Here is a 17586-nt window from a genome sequence, read left to right as displayed (position 1 = left end):
CTCTCTTTTCTCTGAAAAATTATGAAAAAAGAATCCTTTCTCAATGGTCGATAAAATCCTCAATCCATCCACACAGACCTTTCAACCCGGTTCACAAGGGTCCCCACACCCTCAACGGTGGCCCTCACGGTGTCCCCCGGTACCATCTGGCCCACACCAGGGGGTGTGCCAGTTGCTATGACGTCCCCTGGCTCCAGTGTCATGACATGGGATATGAACTCAAGGAGCTCGTGGACCGTGAATATCATGTTGGACGTGTTTGAGGACTGTCTGACCTCCCCATTGAGTTTCAGGGATATATCAAGATTATCCGGAGTTACATCAGTCTCTATTACAGGTCCTATCGGGCAGAAGGTGTCAAAACTCTTTGCACGTGTCCACTGACCGTCCCTCCTCTGCAGGTCCCTTGCAGTTACATCATTGAGGACAGTGTAGCCTGCTATGAACTCAGATGCCGCCGAGGAGTCAACCCTCCGGGCCCTCTCTGATACGACGGCTGCAAGTTCAACCTCATAGTCAACCTCTGAGGACATCTCAGGATATATCACTGTGTCCCCATGACCTATCACGGTTGTCGGCGGTTTAAGGAAGATGATCGGTTCATCAGGGATGTCCATTCCAAGTTCAGCGGCATGGTCCCTGTAGTTGAGGCCCACACAGACTACCTTGGATGGGGATACCGGTGGTAGTATCCTCACATCATCCAGTGAATGTTCAGCAATGACCTCAGGGTTATCTGAGAGGTATTCCTCCTTCCGGATCTCCAATATTCTTCTGTTCTCTGTGAACCCGTGAAGGAGCCTTCCATCCTTCATGAACCTCAGGAATTTCAATTCACTCACCCTCAGGGTATTATCCTCTCAATGGGCACAACAAGTATATCCCTTGCCCCCACCGCCTTGAGCCTGTTTATGAGGTTGAAGACCTCCTTTTCATCCACCACTGCGTGTACTGCCACAACCCCGTTATCTGAGAGCACCTCTGAGACCGTGGGGCCTGTCATCCCGGGCATCAGGGCCCTGACCCTGTCAAGGTTTTTGCGGTCGATGTTAAGCATCACCAGTCTCTTCCCCTCGGCATCTATGACTCCGCGTATCCCTGTTCTGAGTTCCTCTATTATCCCTGATTTGGTGGCGTAGCTTTCCCTGTTTGCTATGAGCTTAACCGAACTTTCGAGGATGGTGTCGATTACCCGGAGGTGGTTCATCCTGAGGGTTGTCCCTGTGCTGCTGAGGTCTGTTATGAGGTCAGCGACTCCAATGAAGGGCGCTATCTCTGTTGATCCTGTGAGTTCAACAACCTCCGCATCTATACCGTGCTCCCTGAGATAGTTCTCTGTTATCCCCGGGAACTCTGTGGCTATAACTGCACCCTGAGGTATGTCCTCCGGGCCCCTGATGGTGGAGTCCTCAGGGGCTGCAAGAACCAGGCTGGCCCTCCCGTATTTGAGGTCCTCCAGGATTTCAACGTCACTTCCCCTTTCAACTATGAGGTCATAGCCGGTGATCCCCAGGTCAGCGGCACCGTCGGCAACGAATTCAGGTATGTCCGCTGCTCTGCTGAACATTACCTCAATCTGGGGGTGCTGTGTCTTTGAGAATAATTTCCTGTTAACAGTATCCTTAAGGCCGACACCCGCATTTTCAAGTAACCTTATTGCAGGCTCGCTTATCCTTCCCTTGGAGGGAACCGCTATTCTTATCTTCATTCAATCCCTCGATGACTGGTTAAATTTATTTTACATTAAGCTCCTGCAGGGTTTATTCATTCATCTGCAGGATCTATCATTCTTCACTGGAGATTAACTTATATCTCTTTCAGGAAACCTATATAATAGGTTTGGAGTCCGGTCCCTGACCGGATTATAAGTTAGAACTTATAAGTTATAAGGTGGTTCCATGGATAATGAAAGCATACTGATAACCGGTCCAGAGATCCTTGATGCGGGGGGAATCCGGCGGGGATCCGTCCTCATTGAGGATAACAGGATAGCTGATGTCTCGAACACCCTCAGCCCGGGGGATGCTGACACCGTTATTGACGGAACAGGCAAGCTCCTGATCCCTGGACTTGTGAACACACACACTCACCTCTCAATGACACTCTTCAGGGGGATTGCAGATGACCTACCCCTTGACAGGTGGCTGAACGATCACATATGGCCTGCCGAGACCCGGCTCAACGGGGATTACTGCTACGCCGGAGCCCTGCTGGGATGTATCGAGATGATAAGATCAGGTACAACCTCCTTCAACGACATGTACTTCTACATGGACCACGTTGCACGTGCCGTGGAGGAGGCAGGCCTCAGGTGCGTCATAAGCCACGGTATGATAGACCTGGGAGACACTGAAAAGATGACGGCCGAACTGAGGGAGAGCCGCAGGATAATAAAGGAATGCCATGGGATGGCAGATGACCGCATAAGGGTTGCGCTTGGCCCTCACAGCCCCTACACGTGCTCAGAGGAACTCCTTAAAGAGACAGCTGCCCTGGCCGATAAAAATGATCTCATGATACATATACATGTCTCAGAGACAGAGAATGAGGTCAGTGAAGTCTCCAGGTCCCATGGAATGACCCCTGTGGAGTACCTTGATGAGGTTGGGGTGCTGGGCCCACGGACCGTGGCTGCCCACTGCGTGTGGCTGAAGGACTGGGAGATTGATGTACTTGCAGAGAGAGATGTGAAGGTCTCACACAACCCCTCAAGTAACATGAAACTTGCATCGGGAGTATCCCCGGTCGCCCGGCTCCTCCAGAGGGGTGTTAACGTTTCACTGGGAACCGATGGCGCCGCATCAAACAACAACCTTGACATGTTCCAGGAGATGAAAACAGCCTCACTGCTCCAGAAGGTGAACCTTGAAGACCCTACAGCGCTTCCAGCCATGGATGTGTTCAGTATGGCCACACTCAACGGTGCCAGGGCCCTTGGAATCGACGCCGGTCTTATAGCGCCTGGTAAGCTCGCTGACATCGTCATACTTAATACCAGGAGGCCCCACCTGACTCCCTGGAGAAACCCTCCGTCACACACGGTATATTCTGCCTCAGGGGCCGATGTGGACACCGTCATATGTGATGGGAGGATTCTCCTGAGGGATGGAGAACTGGAGGTCCTGGAGGAGAAATACGTGATGGAACTCGCAGAAGCAGCTGCCGCGGAGCTAACAGGATGATGGCCCTCTTTGATGTTGATAAGACCCTGATACACCGCTCTTCCGCCCATGAGAATGCCTTCAGGCACGCCTTCAGGGAGGTCTATGGTGTTGATGCCGGCGTGGAGCTCATAGACTACCATGGAAAGACAGACCCTGTGATAGCAGAGGAGGTCCTCCTCCTCAGGGGCCTTGAAGGTGAAGAGATAGAGGGTCAGCTGCCCAGATTCCTCCGGGAACTCAGAGAATACGTGAAACATAACATAAATGAAGAGAATATAGAACTCATAGATGGCGTGGAGGAGTTCCTGAGTTTCCTTAAATCCATGGATGTACCTATGGGCCTTGTTACAGGCAACTGAGGGAAATAGCATTCATGAAGCTCGAAAGGGCAGGTATTGCAGGTTACTTTTCCTTCGGCGGGTTTGGTAGTGACAGTCCTGACAGGAATAAGCTAACAGAGATTGCGGTTAGAAGGGGTCTCAGGATCGGTGCAACCGGGAGTACCGTGCTCTTCGGAGACACTCCCCATGACATGAGGGCTGGTGACCATGTTGGGGCTGTTAACATCGGCATATCAGCAGGAAGGTACAGTGATCGGGCCCTGATGGCGGCAGGGGCCCGCCATGTATTCCCTGATTACAGAAAACCTGAACTCCGGGATACCGTGCTGAAGATCATGGCAGGTGATCATCGGCAGCAGATCATATGAGCTGACCTATGTTTAAGGTGGACCTAGGCTGATTTAAGGCCCCTCTCTATGAAGCCGGGTCTTCTGTTCCTGTTGAGGACTATGCTCTTAAGCCATTCAGGTCTGGTTTCAGGGAAATCCTTCCTGTAATGGGATCCCCTGCTCTCCTCCCTTATCAGGGCTGATTCCACCACCATTGATGAGGTTACAAGCATATTTTCAAGTTCGAGGGCCTCGATGAGGTAGGTGTTAAAGCCAGACGTCTCAGGGACATTCAGATCCCCCATCATCGTCGTGAGGTCCTGGATAACTGCTCTGGCTGATTCAAGGGATTCACGGCTCCTTACTATGGCAACACCGTTCCACATGGCCTCATGAAGCCTGTCCCTTATCTCGGATGGGCTGTGTGATCCTTCGGCCACCATTGACTTTATACGGTATTCCTCCTCCTCAACAGTAGACTTGATAGACGCCGGGGCTGATTTGATGGCGTTCCTTGCAGCTGCTATCCCGGCCCTCCTTCCGAATACCTGGGTATCCGCCAGTGCATTGCCGCCCAGTCTGTTGGCTCCATGGACACCACCGGTAACCTCACCGGCTGCAAAGAGGTTCCTGAGGTTTGTCCTGCCCCACTCATCTATCCTGACGCCTCCCATGAAGTGGTGTGCTGTGGGTGCCACCTCCATTGGCTCGGACCTTATATCAATACCAACATCCTGGAACTGGAGGAGCATGGTCTCAAGCTTCTCCTCTATGACCTCATCGGGCAGGTGGCTGACATCAAGGTAGACTCCACCATTCCCGGTGCCCCTCCCCTCCATGATCTCGGTGTAGATTGCCCTTGCAACAACATCCCTTGTTGCCAGTTCGCCGCGGGGGTCGTATCTCTTCATGAACCTCTCCCCCTCACTGTTGAGGAGTATTCCGCCCTCACCCCTCACGGCCTCCGTCACAAGGACCCCTCTCCTTGACTCGGGGTAGACCATGCCCGTGGGGTGGAACTGGACCTGTTCCATGTCTATGAGGTCAGCCCCTGCCTTCCATGCCACTGAAAATCCATCACCGCCCTTCTGGATGGTGTTGGAGGTAACGGGGTAGATGTGACCGGCCCCACCGGCTGCCAGGATGGTTGAAGACGCCCTGAAGGCCACAGTGCTTGAGTCCCTTATGGACACACCCATGGCTCCCAGTACACGGTCCTCCTCCACAAGGAGGGATGTTATCATGATCTCCTCAACTGTCTCTATATCCCGTCGTATGACCTCCTCCTTGAGGGCTGTTATCATCTCATGGCCGGTGCGGTCCCCCTGGTAGCATGTCCTCCTGTAGGTCTGCCCCCCAAAGGGCCTCTGGTCAAGCAGCCCGGATTCCTGTCTGTCAAAGAGGGCTCCATATGTTTCAAGGTCCCTCAACCTGTCGGGTGCCTCATCCACAAGTATGCGGACAAGCTGGGGGTCATTGAGGAATCCCCCACCCCTCATGGTGTCCTCGAAGTGCACATCCGGACTGTCCTCGGGGTCAACACATGCAAATGCAGCGTTGTATCCTCCTTCAGCCATTCCAGTGCACCCTGATTTAAATGATAATCCCTTTGAAACTATTAATGGCGTGAGATTGTGTTCAGAAACTTCTATGGCTGCCCTGCAGCCAGCTCCACCTGAGCCTATTATCAGAACATCACATTCATAGACCTGACTTTCCATGGACAATATTTTTAGCATTCATTATTATAAGGTTTGGCAGTCAATAGTTAAGGTGATGAACCATAACCGAGAATAAAGTCAAGCTCAGGTGATGAACCATCACCCGGTCCTCTACGGACGTTCTAATCTGAGGGTGATGTATGGATTTAAGCCTTCAATCAGGATCAGTCGCCTGATTTATTCGATAATGATCACTGGGGGTTCTGTTTGAAAAGAAAGGATATAGTGAAGCTTTCAAGGAGGGACTTTGAAAGGGCATGGCTTGAAAGTGGGAAGAGTCTAAGGAAACCCCACCATGACATGCAGTATCCACGCCTCCGATTCGAAACCGGAAAATCGCACGTACTCTATGATACCATCTGGATGATAAGGGAGGCCTACCTGCGCCTTGGATTCAGTGAAATGGTGAACCCTCTCCTCATAGACGAGGAGCACATATACCGCCAGTTCGGGCCCGAGGCCCCTGCAGTCCTGGACAGGTGCTTCTACCTCGGGGGTCTCCCAAGACCCGATATCGGACTCGGGACCGGGAGGATCCAGATGATAGAGGATATGGGCATAGATGTGTCTGATGAGAAGCTAGAAAACCTGAAGGAGGTCTTCAGGTCATACAAGAAGGGGGATCTTTCAGGGGACGACCTCGTCCTCGAGGTATCCAATGCCCTTGAAGTTGAGAGCCACGACGGTCTGAGGGTCCTTGAGAGGGTCTTCCCTGAGATAAGGGACCTCAAACCAGTCTCAGGGAGAACCACCCTCAGGTCCCACATGACATCAGGATGGTTCATATCACTCCAGAACATCCACGACAGGTACAGGATGCCACTAAAGCTTTTCTCCATCGACCGCTGCTTCCGGAGGGAGCAGAAGGAGGACTCCAGTCACCTGATGACCTATCACTCCGCCTCCTGTGTGGTGGTTGACCATGAGGTCCCCCTTGATGTGGGGAAGGCCGTTGCAGAGGGGCTCCTCGAGCACCTGGGATTTTCAAGGTTCAGGTTCCGCCCAGATGAGAAGAAGTCCAAGTACTACATACCCGGCACCCAGACAGAGGTCTACGCCTACCACCCTCTCCTTAAGGAGTGGGTTGAGGTGGCAACATTCGGCCTCTATTCACCGATAGCCCTTTCCATGTACGGGATAGACCAGGAGGTCATGAACCTTGGGGTGGGGGTTGAAAGGGTTGCCATGATCCTCAACCAGGCAAGCGACGTGCGTGAAATGGTCTACCCCCAGATATACGGTGAATGGCGACTGTCTGACAGGGACATCGCCGAGATGCTCAGGATAAACCTCCACCCTGTAACCTCAGATGGCCGTATGCTCATGGAGAAGATAGTCAAAACCTGGAGGGCCCATGCAGACGCCCCGTCCCCCTGCAGCTTCGAGGTCTACAGTGGGGAATTCCTTGGGCGGAGGATAGAGGTGAGTGCCCTTGAGGTGGAGGAGAACACACGGCTGCTGGGACCCGCAGTATGGAACACCGTTTACATACATGATGGGAACATCCTGGGTGTGCCACCTGGAACCGAGCTCGACAGCGAACTCATCACCAGGGCCAGGAAGGAGGGCCTGAACACCGGTATAACCTACATGGAGGCCCTTGCAGCCGAGGCAGCCTACCGCATAGAGGAGATGGTTGTAAGTGGCGCCGAGGAGGTTGAGGTGAGGAGCACAATAGCAAGATCCCTCTCTGACCTGAACCTCACCCTTGAGGACACCGCCATGAGGTACATAACCGGTAAAAACCGGGAGATCGACCTGAGGGGACCGCTGTTCTCAACAATAAGGTGCAGGTTAAGGGGGTGAACCTCTGATTATCAGAGGAAAGGTGAAATCAGGTTTCGGTGAGGGGGCCTACTTCATAACCCGTAGCGTATACCGGGACCAGTTCAGGGAAAAACTGGGCTTCGATCCCTTCCCCGGCACCCTCAACATAGAGGTCGGTGACCCTGAAATTGTGGAGAGGATAAGGGAGGGGGCCCCTGTGATACAGGGAGGCGGTGGCTTCGGTGATGTCCTCTACGTTAAGGCCCTGCTCAACGGGGTGGTTGAGGGGGCCATACTCTTCCCCCTTAAGACCCATCACCGGCAGGGGTGTCTTGAATTTGTGGCCCCTGTGAACCTCAGAAAAACCCTTAAATTAAGGGATGGAGATACCGTTAGCCTGGATATAGACACCAGTGAAATTCAGGAATAACAGACATCAGGCTGGAATGAATAGATAATAGCTCAGCATAGCCGCCGATTAAATCTCAGGATAAAATATACATCAGGATTATCAATGGAGATTGTGATCATGATTCAGGAAGCCCTTAAAGCACTTAGAAGGGGAGAAATAGTCCTTGTATTTGATGCAGATAACCGTGAAAGAGAAACAGACATGATCGTTGCTGCTGAGAAGATAAAACCGGAGCATATAAGGATCATGAGGAACGACGCCGGGGGACTCATATGTGTGCCTGTCTCCTGGGAAAACTCAGAGAAGCTTGGAATACCCTACATGACCGATATAATGGAGGAGGCGTCAGGGAGGTACCCGGTCCTGGGAAAACTATCCCCCCATGACATACCCTACGATGAGAAGTCCGCCTTCTCCATAACCGTGAATCACAGGAAGACCTTCACCGGTATAACCGACAATGACCGTGCCCTCACCATAGGTGAACTTGCAGGGATCTGCAGGGATGATAGACATGAGAGCTTCGGCGACCTCTTCAGGTCCCCCGGTCATGTCACCCTCCTCAGGGCCGCTGATGGCCATGTACTCAGGAGGGGGGGTCACACCGAGATGAGCATAGCCCTCATGGAAATGGCCGGACTTACCGGTGTTGCTGTCTGCTGTGAGATGATGGATGACAGGACAGGTAACTCTCTTTCAACAGAGGACGCCATGAAATACGCCAGGGAACATGACCTTATTTTCATGAGCGGTGCAGAACTTATTGAATCATACATGGAGTTCAGATCATAGAGGTGTTCATAATGGAGAGGCTGAAGATAGGGATCAATGGACTTGATGATACCATAGGCGGTTTCCCCATGGGGAGATCTGTTCTGATAACAGGGGAGCCCGGGTGTGGTAAGACCATCTTCGGGCTGCGGTTTGCCATAAGCAGCTGCATGGAGGGTTACAACACCGTCTACATAACAGCAGAGGAGGACGCCAATGACCTCCACATACAGGCAAACTCCTTCGGCTGGAACACCCAGGAGCTGGAGGAGAAGGGACTCCTCAACTTCATAGAACTTACAGGTATAAGGGCGAGGATAACCGAGGCAGAGCTAAGCATGGACATGGACCCCATGAAGGGCAACTTCACCAAGATAATACATGACATACCCCCCGAGGCCGAGGTGGTTGTCATAGACAGTCTGGGTGGCTACACAGCCAAACTCACAGCCTATGAATTCAGGAACCAGTTTGATCTCCTCGTATATGAGCTCAAACAGCGGGGTATAACATCCGTCATAATACTGGACAGTGCAACCTCCAAGGAGTTCAATGAACTTGCTCTCTTCTCGGTATACGGCGCCATAAAACTTGGTAGAAGGGAGAACCCCTACACCGGTCGCAGGGAGCGGATAATGGACATAGTCAAGATGAGAAGCACCAAAACACCCCTCCAGTTCCTCACATATGAGATCGGTGGCGAGGAGGGTATAACCATAACTGAGGGTGAGGAGATCCCTGAAGAGGATATGGGAATCTAAAACCTGACCTGATGGTTTAATTCCCGGAAATAGGGGATCCAGCCCCTGATGGCTGGGATCCCAAAGACGGGGATTCAGGGACTGAATACCTTTTTGATTTCTTCAGGGCCCATATAACCCCTGAATTCTGGTTTTTTTGCGAAGCTGATGAGGGTATCAACATCAAGGTGCTCCTCCACGGTCTCCATGGCCTTCAGGCAGAAGTCCTCAAGTTTTATCTCAACCTCGGGTGTGCCGCCCCTCTCACTCATCTCCACCCTCGGAATGGCAAGGTACCTTCCGCCTGATGCCCTCTCAAATATATCCATATCATAGACCCTGTTGAGTATTCCGCAGGAGACCTCAAGGCCCAGTCCCTCAAGTACCGATATGTGGGCGTCAAGATCAACCACCGCAGACTCTATACCCCCCTTGCTGCAACCTGCCACCATAATCAGGGGGATACCTGCTGCCAGGGCAATCTCAGCCCCGGAGTAGGGTGTTATATCGTTCAGGAGACCTGTGAGGATGCTCATAACGCCCTCGATGAGTATTATGTCGTATCTTCCCCTCACAGATTCAAGGACATCCCTGAGCTCCATCCAGCCCAGGCGCCCTATCCTTATGGATGAGTGCTCCTCCATGGGCTCCTTTATGAGGTAGAGGGCCGGGACTATGTCCCTGACATCGGGTCCCACCTTGATAACGCCCACCCTGAGGCCCCTCCTCCTCAGGGCGCCTGCAAGGCCCGTTAATATGAATGTTTTGCCGGAGTCTGAACCCGTGGATGCTATCATTATGGCTGGTGGGGTGCCCCTCGTCCCGCCCCTATCCATAACACGTATCCCCGTTGATATCCCGAGCTCAGATCTCAGAGCTTCCCGCAGTTTCCTGTTGGCTTCAAGTATCCTCTCCCTTGCAGTTTCATCCGCATCAAGGAATTTGAGGATGTTACTGACAAGGGTCTGGTTCTCATCGAGGCATCCGTGGACCATGGTCCCTGCCACGTTACCATCATCACTGCAGACCCCTGATAGGATCTCCCCTGGCCTTTCATGATAGTCTGCCCTGACTATGCGGGACTTCATTATCTCAGGTGCATCACCACGTATCTCACCGTAGGTATGGCAGTGGAAGCCAGTTATCCTCTCACCTGACATCCCTGAGGTCAGGAAGGACTCGCCGGTTATGGTGGCCTCCACCCTGTCGTTGCTTATCATGGGGTGGAATGTTACGTTGAGGAGCCCGAGACCCTCCCTGTAAACAGGGCATGGCGATTTTCTCCCTATATCGGTCCTCTCTGCCAGGGCCTGGAATCCTGAGCATATACCCAGGACAAATTTTCCGTCCGATGCCATCCTTCTTATCTCAAATGCAAGTTCAGGTGAAAGGCTTCCTGACTCAACGATACTTCCCCCTGGTATTATGATCCCGTCCAGGACCCTGTGGGCCCTTGAACCGTTTACAAGACCATTGCTTCCAACTATATCGGTGGGGAGAAATCCAAAGTTCTCAAAGGCAGGGACCGATCCCCTGATACAGACGAGTCCAATCCTCATGGGGGACACTCTCTTACAGTGAAGCAATCTCCCTCATGGCCGATACTATCATGCCATCATCTCCTGGCTTTGCCTGGAGCTGCAGGCCAACAGGGACTCCGCCCACATCCCCTGCAGGTATGCTTGCAGCGGGTATACCTGCAAGGTTAGCTATGACCGTGAGGACATCGTAGGCGTACATCTCCATTGGTTCAAGCTCCTCACCCAGTGTGTGGGGTAGCTTTGGAACCGTTGGCCCCGCTATTATGTCCACATGGCTGAGAAGCCCTGTTATCTCCCTCCTTATGAGGGATCTTGCCTGGAGGGCCCTCTTGTAGTATTTTCCAGATAGTTCCTTCTGACTGATGTAGGAACCCATATGTATCCTCCTGAGGACCTCCGGACCGCAGACATCCTCTATCCTGTGACCGTACTTTCTGCCGTCATACTTCCTGGTGGCTGAAAAGAATTCAACGTAGTTTATGAGGTAGTAGGTGGGGAGACAGAGGTCTATGTATCCAAAATCCAGTTCAACTATCTCGGCGCCCTCATCCTCCATGGCTCCGAGTTTCCCCTGAATAACCTCATCTATTGCCTCATCTGTGACCTCAAGGAACTCCCTCACAACACCGACCCTGAGGCCCTTCAGTTCCCTCTCCACCTCAAGGTCCGGTGAACTGTCCAGGGTTGTGGGGTCTGCCGGGTCATAACCTGAGATGACATCCAGTGCAAGTGAGATCCCGGATACATCTGCTGCCAGGGGTCCTATCTGGTCAAAGCTCATGGCAAGGTCCAGGAGGCCCTGCCTGGATACTGCCCCATAGGTTGGTTTGAAGCCCATTACACCGCAGTGCGATGCTGGATTCCTTATTGAACCCCCTGTATCTGATCCCAGTGCCAGGTCACACATACCAGCAGCCACTGCAGCAGCGCTCCCGCCGCTTGAACCTCCCGGGATCCTCCCGGGGGCTGCTGGATTGTCTGTTGGGCCAAAGAATGATGTCTCGGTTGAACTCCCGGCAGCGAATTCGTCCATGTTGGTCATGCCAATTATTATACCGTCTTCTTCCTTTATGCGCCTTATAACAGTTGCATCGTAGCTTCCAGTGTAATTTTCGAGGGTCTTTGAAGCTGCTGATACGTTGAAGTCCTCCACGTTGATGTTGCTTTTAACTCCTATCACCAGGCCCGCCAGTTTCCCTGTCTCCTTGCCGGAGGCTATCCTGGCGTCTATCTCCTCAGCCCTCTTAATCGCCTCTTCACCCCTAACCTCCAGGAAGGCGTTGATGTCATCGTTTTTTGCCTCAATCCTCTTAAGAAATTTTTCAAGATTTTCTGATGCGGTCAGGCCATGATTCTTAATCATATCAACCTTATCAACAGTTTCCATCTTTAACACCCTTATATTTCAAGTTGAAGTGAGATATAAGTCTGATCAACCTTAATAGCTGCCATGACTGCCTCGAGGGTGGAGTTTCCGGTCCATGGACCGCCGGGACAGCCATGACAGTACTCATCCGTGGTTTTAATTTCATTTCCAACACTAATAAATGTGAGATGTTCAATATTTAAAGATTGGTAGATTGACCCTGATTGTTATTAAATGGGGACGGTGGATGCATGGAAAAAACAGTTGTGCTAACCAGGAGTGATGTTGAAGGCCTTCTTAACATGGACGACTGCCTGAAGGCGGTTGAGGGTGCCTTTGTCCAGGAGGCCCTTGGGAGGGTTCAGATGCCCCCTAAGATGTACCTGTTCTTCAGGAGATACAATGGAGACCTCCGTGTCATGCCATCCTACCTTGAGGAGCTTGAGATGGCCGGTGTTAAGTGCGTCAATGTGCACCCCTCAAACCCTGATAGGCATTCCCTGCCAACGGTAATGGCTGTCATAGAGCTTGTGGACCCTGAAACAGGGTTCCCCATTGCACTCATGGATGGAACCCATATAACCGATATGAGAACGGGTGCCGCTGGCGGTGTATCGGTGAAGTACCTTGCATCCAGGGACGCGTCAAGGCTCGGGATAATCGGTGCCGGAAGGCAGGCCTGGACCCAGCTCATGGCAATCAGCAGGGTGGCGGATCTTGAGGAGGTCAGCGTCTACTGCAGGACACCGTCAACGCGTGAAAAATTTGCCTTAAGGGCTTCAAAGGAATATGAAGTCCCCGTGAGGGCCGCTACAGATCCAAGGGAGGCTGTTGAGGGTATGGACATCGTTGTAACCGTCACTCCATCAAGGAGTCCTGTGGTCATGGCAGACTGGGTGTCGCCGGGTACGCACATATGTGCCATGGGTGCAGACGCCCCAGGGAAGCAGGAACTGGACCCTCTGATACTCAAAAATGCCCGTGTATTCTATGACAGCCTGGAGCAGGCAACCCACAGCGGAGAAATAAACGTGCCCATCACCGAGGGGATCCTCAGGGTGGATGACCTCCAGGGAAGCCTGGGGGATGTTATGACAGGCAAGATTGAGGGTAGAACTTCACCCGCTGATGTGACCGTATTTGATTCGACTGGACTCTCCATTCAGGATATAACAACAGCATGGATGATCTATGAGAGGGCCGTTGCCGGTGAAGTGGGTCTGGAGGTGGATCTTCAGGGATGACTGGAGGCACCCTGCCGCCGATAATCATCACAGATGACTGGAAGGATCCTTATACTATGAGTGATAGAAATTGATATGGAGCTGATAGCATGTACCCCACCAGGACGTATATGAATGAACTCCTCACAAGGATGGACCATGTCTTCGAGAGGATGAGGATAGTTAGCCGGACAAGGTCCCTTAAAAGAGAAGAGATCGAAGAGATAGACCACCACCTCTCAGAGATAATGAGGATACTGAACAGATACAACTGAAGCCGTGGAATCATGATCAGTATCCTGCTATTCGCCCTGACATCATTTCTGATTGGACTATCCGGGGCCATGGCCCCCGGACCCCTCCTTACCGTAACTGTTTCAGATTCCATCAGGAGGGGATTCAGGGCCGGACCCCTCCTTGTGGCCGGCCATGTCCTCGGAGAGGCTCTCCTTGTTACTCTGATACTGATGGGCCTGGGTTATATCCTCAGATCAGGCCCTGCTCCAGCCATCCTTGGGACTGCAGGTGGAGCAGTCCTCATATGGATGGGAATCCTTGGTTTCAGGGATTCTGAAGACACTGAAAATATCCCTGAGGGTGGGTCAATCCTTCGGGGGGCCATCATAAGCTTTGCGAACCCATACTTCTTCCTGTGGTGGGGTGCGGTGGGCGCTGCCCTGATGTACAGGGGACTGGAGCTTGCAGGCGTCCTTGGGCTCCTGGCATTCCTCGCAGGTCACTGGTCATCTGACCTCACATGGTACAGTCTCGTATCATTCCTCTCATCAAGGAAATCCTTCAGAATGAATGGAAGACCTTACAAAATTGTTATGATGATTTTAAGTCTATTCCTGATTCTTTTTGGAGTCTACTTCTTAATTGAAAGTCTGAAGGCCATTTCAGGGTATTCCTAGGATGTTTATGGGTCTCGCTTACAGGTGCCACTGTATCCTCTCAAAATCTTAATACCATAAAAAACATATATTGGTCCGATGAAGGCCGTTGTTTTTGATAATTCAGGGACACTCATAAGGAGGTACAGGGCCCTCAAGGATCTTAAAACCGGTAAGATATGTGACAGCATGAACTCACTTGATGTTGTTGATTACCGGGACCGTAGAGCACTCGTGGTACTTCAGACGGACCCATCCACCTGTATAGTGAATGCCAGGCCCCACCAGACAATCTACGAATTCATAGAGAGGAACCATATAAGGTTCAATATAAGCTACGCCAACACCGCAGTTGATCCCGGTGAAATCCTTGAGGTCCTAAGGGATGACCCGGCCACCGTGGGGGACATACAGGATACCATAGATGCTGTTGCAGGGAAGAACTACAACATACAGATATGCAGCGGTTCAGGTTTCATCGTCAACATGGACCGGGGGAGGGTGGATTTCACCATAACAGCAGGAGGAAAGCTCTTCCCGGAGGTCCCCCATGTTATCGGTGAACTCATGGACAGGAAAATCGACATATACATTGCATCGGGGGACAGGAAGGGGTCCCTCATGGAACTTGCAAAGCTCCTGGGAATCCCCACTGAAAACGTATTTGACACTGCAGACACCGAGAGGAAGGCAAGGATAATACGTGAACTCCGGGGGAGGTACAGCAAGGTCGTTATGGTGGGTAATGGCATCAACGACATCCTTGCACTTAGGGAGGCCGATATAGGGGTTCTTACACTCCAGCAGAGGGAGCATGTCCCCCAGAGGCTTATAGAAGCCGCTGATTATGTAATAGAGAATATAGGAGAGCTGCTGGATATAGATATCTGAGGTTAAAACCTGTAAGGGGGGTGTTTTATGGCTGAACTGAGCATAATCCAGGTGAACGACACCCATGGATACATTAAAAGCCATCCCGAACTTTTCTGGGAGGGCCGTGAAATCGTATATGAGACCCTTGGTGGTTACCAGCACATAGCTGGACTCGTTGATAAAATACGCAAAGAGAGGCCCGCTCTACTTCTTGACTGCGGGGATACCATCCACGGCACATACCATGCCGTGAAGAGTCGGGGCGCTGCAATGATCCCCCTGCTGAATGAGATGGGATTCAAGGCCATGACAGCTCACTGGGAGTTTGCCTACGGACCTGAAAGGTTCATTGAACTCTCAAAGAAGCTCAATTACCCTGTACTTGCCATAAACTGCTACCGTGAGGGTACCGAACGGCTGGTATTCCAGCCCTATGAAATCCTTGATGTTGGGGAACTGCAGGTGGGTATCATAGGGATAGCATCAAACATCGTAGATAAGGTCATGCCACCCCACTTCAGTGAGGGCCTTGAATTCACCCTTGGCCTTGAGGAGCTCCCCGGATGGATCGATATCCTCAGGAATGAGGAGAGGGTGGATCTCACCGTTGTGATATCACACCTCGGCTTTCCACAGGAGGTTCAGCTGGCATCTGATGTTGAGGGCATCGATGTGCTGCTGAGCGCACACACCCACAACAGACTCGAGAGGCCCCACATCGTTGGAGATACCATAATCATACAGTCAGGCTGTCATGGCTCCTTCATCGGGCGCCTTGACCTGGAGGTGGATGATGGTGTCAGGGGATTCAGCCATGAACTCATGAAGGTGAGGGGTCCCTCAGATCCTGATGTTGAGGAGATGGTGCTCAGGATAACTGAGACCGACAGTGACCACCTCGAAACAGTCGTGGGCTCCACCAGGACCCACCTTAACAGGTACACCATACTGGAGTCAACCATGGATAACCTCCTCCTAAAGGCCGTGATGGATACAGGGGACTTTGACCTTGCATTCTCCAATGGGTGGCGTTACGGTGCCCCTGTGCCGCCAGGAGATATCAGAATTGAGGATCTCTGGAACATTATACCTGTAAATCCTCCTTTATCCCGGGTGAGGTTAACAGGCAGGGAAATATGGGATATGATGGAGGAAAACATTGAACTCGTATTCTCAAGGAACCCCTACAATCAGATGGGGGGCTACCTCAAGAGGTGCCTCGGACTTGAGATGTACTTCAAGATCGAGAACCCTCCAGGTGCAAGGATACAGAAGATATTTGTAAATGGCAGACCCCTTGACCCGTCAGGGACCTACAGTGCCGTCTACGTCACATCCCAGGGAGTCCCCTCCAGGTACGGTGAGGACCATGAGGAGACCGATCTGAGGGCCATTGATGTGCTTGAAGAATACATCGCGAGAAACAGCCCGGTGGACGCCGGCCTTGAGGGGAGGATAACACCCGTGTAGCGGAGGTGGTGTCATGGTGGATTACCGTGTGGTCTTCCACATAGATGAGGATGATGAGTCAAGGGTTCTGCTCCTCATCTCCAATGTCAGGAACCTAATGGCTGATCTCGAATCCGTCAGAATAGAGGTTGTGGCTTACTCCATGGGAGTTAATGTCCTCAGAAGGGATTCTGAGTACTCAGGGGACGTATCTGAACTCACAGGTCAGGGTGTCAGGTTCTGTGCATGCTCAAACACCCTCAGGGCATCTGGTATGGATGGGGATGACCTCCTGGAGGGAGTCGATGTTGTATCATCCGGTGTGGGTCATATTGTAAGAAGACAGACAGAGGGATGGGCCTATATAAGGCCCTGAATCATTGCATTTAAGTATATCAAGTGCAGAGTCCTGAAAAAGTGCCACGAAGCTAAAGGAGCCTCTTTAATATGAGAACTGCGTAGGCGGTGGAGCTGTACTCCGGTGCAATGGGTGTTAAGATGAGTGCAAGGATGGCTGCAAGAGGCATTAAAAGATTCTTCTTCAGGATTAAGCGGTATTCATTTTCTCCGATATCCATTAAACCATTCCTCTGGGTATAGATCCAGCTCATGGATAATAAAAGACCTATGGTGAGCATATTCAGGTGGAACAGGATATTGGGTGTTACAAGGTCTCCATAATTACCTGTCAGCTTTGTTGAGAATGGTACCAGGACAACGACCATGAGCCAGACGATGTTTATCCATATGAATCCCGTGTCAACCTTCTCCAGTTTCTCGAAGTGCATGTGGTTAACCCACCAGAAGACGCCGAGGAGGAGGAAACTGAGACAGTAGCTGTACAAATCAGATGCAAGGCCCATGATGTAGGCGTCCATTGCCGGAACACTCATGGTGCCGGTGGGCACATCTATGCCCAGAACAAGTATGGTCATGGCGATTGCAAATATGGCATCAACCAGACCCTCCAGTCTCTTCTTTTTCATGACAGCCACC

The 17586-nt window shown here is 51.8% G+C and carries 19 protein-coding genes; 13 read left to right on the top strand and 6 right to left on the bottom strand.

Features of this window, described 5'->3' with window-relative positions; genetic code table 11:
• Positions 1-59 precede the first annotated feature (59 nt).
• Together tca_RS07200 and hisG are read right to left on the bottom strand one after the other, a co-directional pair.
• A complete protein-coding gene (locus tca_RS07200; protein WP_048176023.1) occupies positions 60-833 on the bottom strand; it encodes a fumarylacetoacetate hydrolase family protein in 774 nt (257 codons plus the stop codon).
• 11 nt (positions 834-844) lie between these two features.
• Positions 845-1708: an ATP phosphoribosyltransferase gene (gene hisG / locus tca_RS07195; RefSeq protein ID WP_048176022.1), complete on the bottom strand. Its 864-nt coding sequence runs from the start codon at positions 1706-1708 to the stop codon at positions 845-847.
• A 190-nt stretch (positions 1709-1898) separates the two neighbouring features.
• On the opposite strand from hisG, the gene tca_RS07190 reads away from it, so the two are divergent.
• The 3 genes from tca_RS07190 to tca_RS07180 are packed head-to-tail and all read left to right on the top strand — an operon-like array spanning position 1899 to position 3873.
• Complete coding sequence (locus tca_RS07190; RefSeq protein ID WP_286708767.1) at positions 1899-3182, top strand: amidohydrolase family protein; 1284 nt, start codon at positions 1899-1901, stop codon at positions 3180-3182.
• Positions 3179-3523 carry an HAD hydrolase-like protein gene (locus tag tca_RS07185; protein WP_010877114.1) on the top strand — a complete coding sequence of 115 codons (345 nt, stop codon included), beginning with the start codon at positions 3179-3181 and terminating at the stop codon, positions 3521-3523. Before tca_RS07190 ends, tca_RS07185 begins: the two co-directional genes overlap by 4 nt.
• Positions 3524-3537: 14 nt before the next feature.
• Positions 3538-3873, top strand: a complete 336-nt coding sequence (locus tca_RS07180) for a hypothetical protein (protein ID WP_010877113.1) — start codon at positions 3538-3540, stop codon at positions 3871-3873.
• 23 nt (positions 3874-3896) lie between these two features.
• Here the strand turns inward: tca_RS07180 and tfrA are convergent, their stop codons facing one another.
• Positions 3897-5555: a fumarate reductase (CoM/CoB) subunit TfrA gene (tfrA, locus tag tca_RS07175; RefSeq protein ID WP_048061070.1), complete on the bottom strand. Its 1659-nt coding sequence runs from the start codon at positions 5553-5555 to the stop codon at positions 3897-3899.
• 207 nt (positions 5556-5762) lie between these two features.
• Here tfrA and sepS point away from each other — a divergent pair, with 207 nt between their 5' ends.
• The 4 genes from sepS to tca_RS07155 all read left to right on the top strand — a co-directional run bounded on the left by sepS (position 5763) and on the right by tca_RS07155 (position 9266).
• Entirely contained in the window at positions 5763-7361 is a 1599-nt protein-coding gene (gene sepS / locus tca_RS07170) for an O-phosphoserine--tRNA ligase (RefSeq protein ID WP_010877111.1), read from the top strand.
• 22 nt (positions 7362-7383) lie between these two features.
• Entirely contained in the window at positions 7384-7752 is a 369-nt protein-coding gene (locus tca_RS07165) for a DUF120 domain-containing protein (RefSeq protein ID WP_010877110.1), read from the top strand.
• Positions 7753-7836: 84 nt separating this feature from the next.
• Positions 7837-8526, top strand: coding sequence for a 3,4-dihydroxy-2-butanone-4-phosphate synthase (gene ribB, locus tca_RS07160; protein ID WP_010877109.1), 690 nt, complete (start codon positions 7837-7839; stop codon positions 8524-8526).
• Positions 8527-8537: 11 nt separating this feature from the next.
• Positions 8538-9266 (top strand): ATPase domain-containing protein, encoded by a 729-nt coding sequence (locus tca_RS07155; protein ID WP_269899259.1) that lies wholly within the window; start codon positions 8538-8540, stop codon positions 9264-9266.
• Positions 9267-9340: 74 nt separating this feature from the next.
• Here the strand turns inward: tca_RS07155 and tca_RS07150 are convergent, their stop codons facing one another.
• Both tca_RS07150 and gatA read right to left on the bottom strand, forming a co-directional pair.
• Positions 9341-10804 (bottom strand): AAA family ATPase, encoded by a 1464-nt coding sequence (locus tca_RS07150; protein WP_048061066.1) that lies wholly within the window; start codon positions 10802-10804, stop codon positions 9341-9343.
• A gap of 13 nt (positions 10805-10817) precedes the next feature.
• Positions 10818-12173, bottom strand: coding sequence for an Asp-tRNA(Asn)/Glu-tRNA(Gln) amidotransferase subunit GatA (gatA, locus tag tca_RS07145; RefSeq protein ID WP_269889668.1), 1356 nt, complete (start codon positions 12171-12173; stop codon positions 10818-10820).
• Positions 12174-12403: 230 nt separating this feature from the next.
• On the opposite strand from gatA, the gene ala reads away from it, so the two are divergent.
• The 6 genes from ala (at position 12404) to tca_RS07115 (ending at position 16966) form a co-directional block, all read left to right on the top strand.
• Entirely contained in the window at positions 12404-13396 is a 993-nt protein-coding gene (ala, locus tag tca_RS07140; RefSeq protein ID WP_048061064.1) for an alanine dehydrogenase, read from the top strand.
• Positions 13397-13485: 89 nt separating this feature from the next.
• On the top strand, positions 13486-13650 hold the full coding sequence (locus tca_RS07135; protein WP_162828725.1) for a hypothetical protein: 165 nt from the start codon (positions 13486-13488) through the stop codon (positions 13648-13650).
• 12 nt (positions 13651-13662) lie between these two features.
• Positions 13663-14289 carry a LysE family translocator gene (locus tca_RS07130; RefSeq protein WP_010877104.1) on the top strand — a complete coding sequence of 209 codons (627 nt, stop codon included), beginning with the start codon at positions 13663-13665 and terminating at the stop codon, positions 14287-14289.
• Positions 14290-14367: 78 nt separating this feature from the next.
• Complete coding sequence (locus tca_RS07125; RefSeq protein ID WP_010877103.1) at positions 14368-15159, top strand: HAD family hydrolase; 792 nt, start codon at positions 14368-14370, stop codon at positions 15157-15159.
• A 27-nt stretch (positions 15160-15186) separates the two neighbouring features.
• Complete coding sequence (locus tca_RS07120) at positions 15187-16611, top strand: bifunctional UDP-sugar hydrolase/5'-nucleotidase (RefSeq protein ID WP_286708766.1); 1425 nt, start codon at positions 15187-15189, stop codon at positions 16609-16611.
• 13 nt (positions 16612-16624) lie between these two features.
• A complete protein-coding gene (locus tca_RS07115; RefSeq protein ID WP_010877101.1) occupies positions 16625-16966 on the top strand; it encodes a DsrE family protein in 342 nt (113 codons plus the stop codon).
• A gap of 52 nt (positions 16967-17018) precedes the next feature.
• Here tca_RS07115 and tca_RS07110 read toward each other — a convergent pair whose 3' ends face one another.
• On the bottom strand, positions 17019-17576 hold the full coding sequence (locus tca_RS07110; protein WP_143485785.1) for a TMEM175 family protein: 558 nt from the start codon (positions 17574-17576) through the stop codon (positions 17019-17021).
• Between the last annotated feature and the right edge of the window lie 10 nt (positions 17577-17586).

This window comes from Methanothermobacter sp. EMTCatA1, assembly GCF_002356395.1.
Taxonomy (GTDB): Archaea; Methanobacteriota; Methanobacteria; order Methanobacteriales; family Methanothermobacteraceae; genus Methanothermobacter; species Methanothermobacter thermautotrophicus.
The sequence above is the reverse complement of the archived record's forward strand: the minus strand, read 5'-3'. Positions and strand labels throughout refer to the sequence as shown.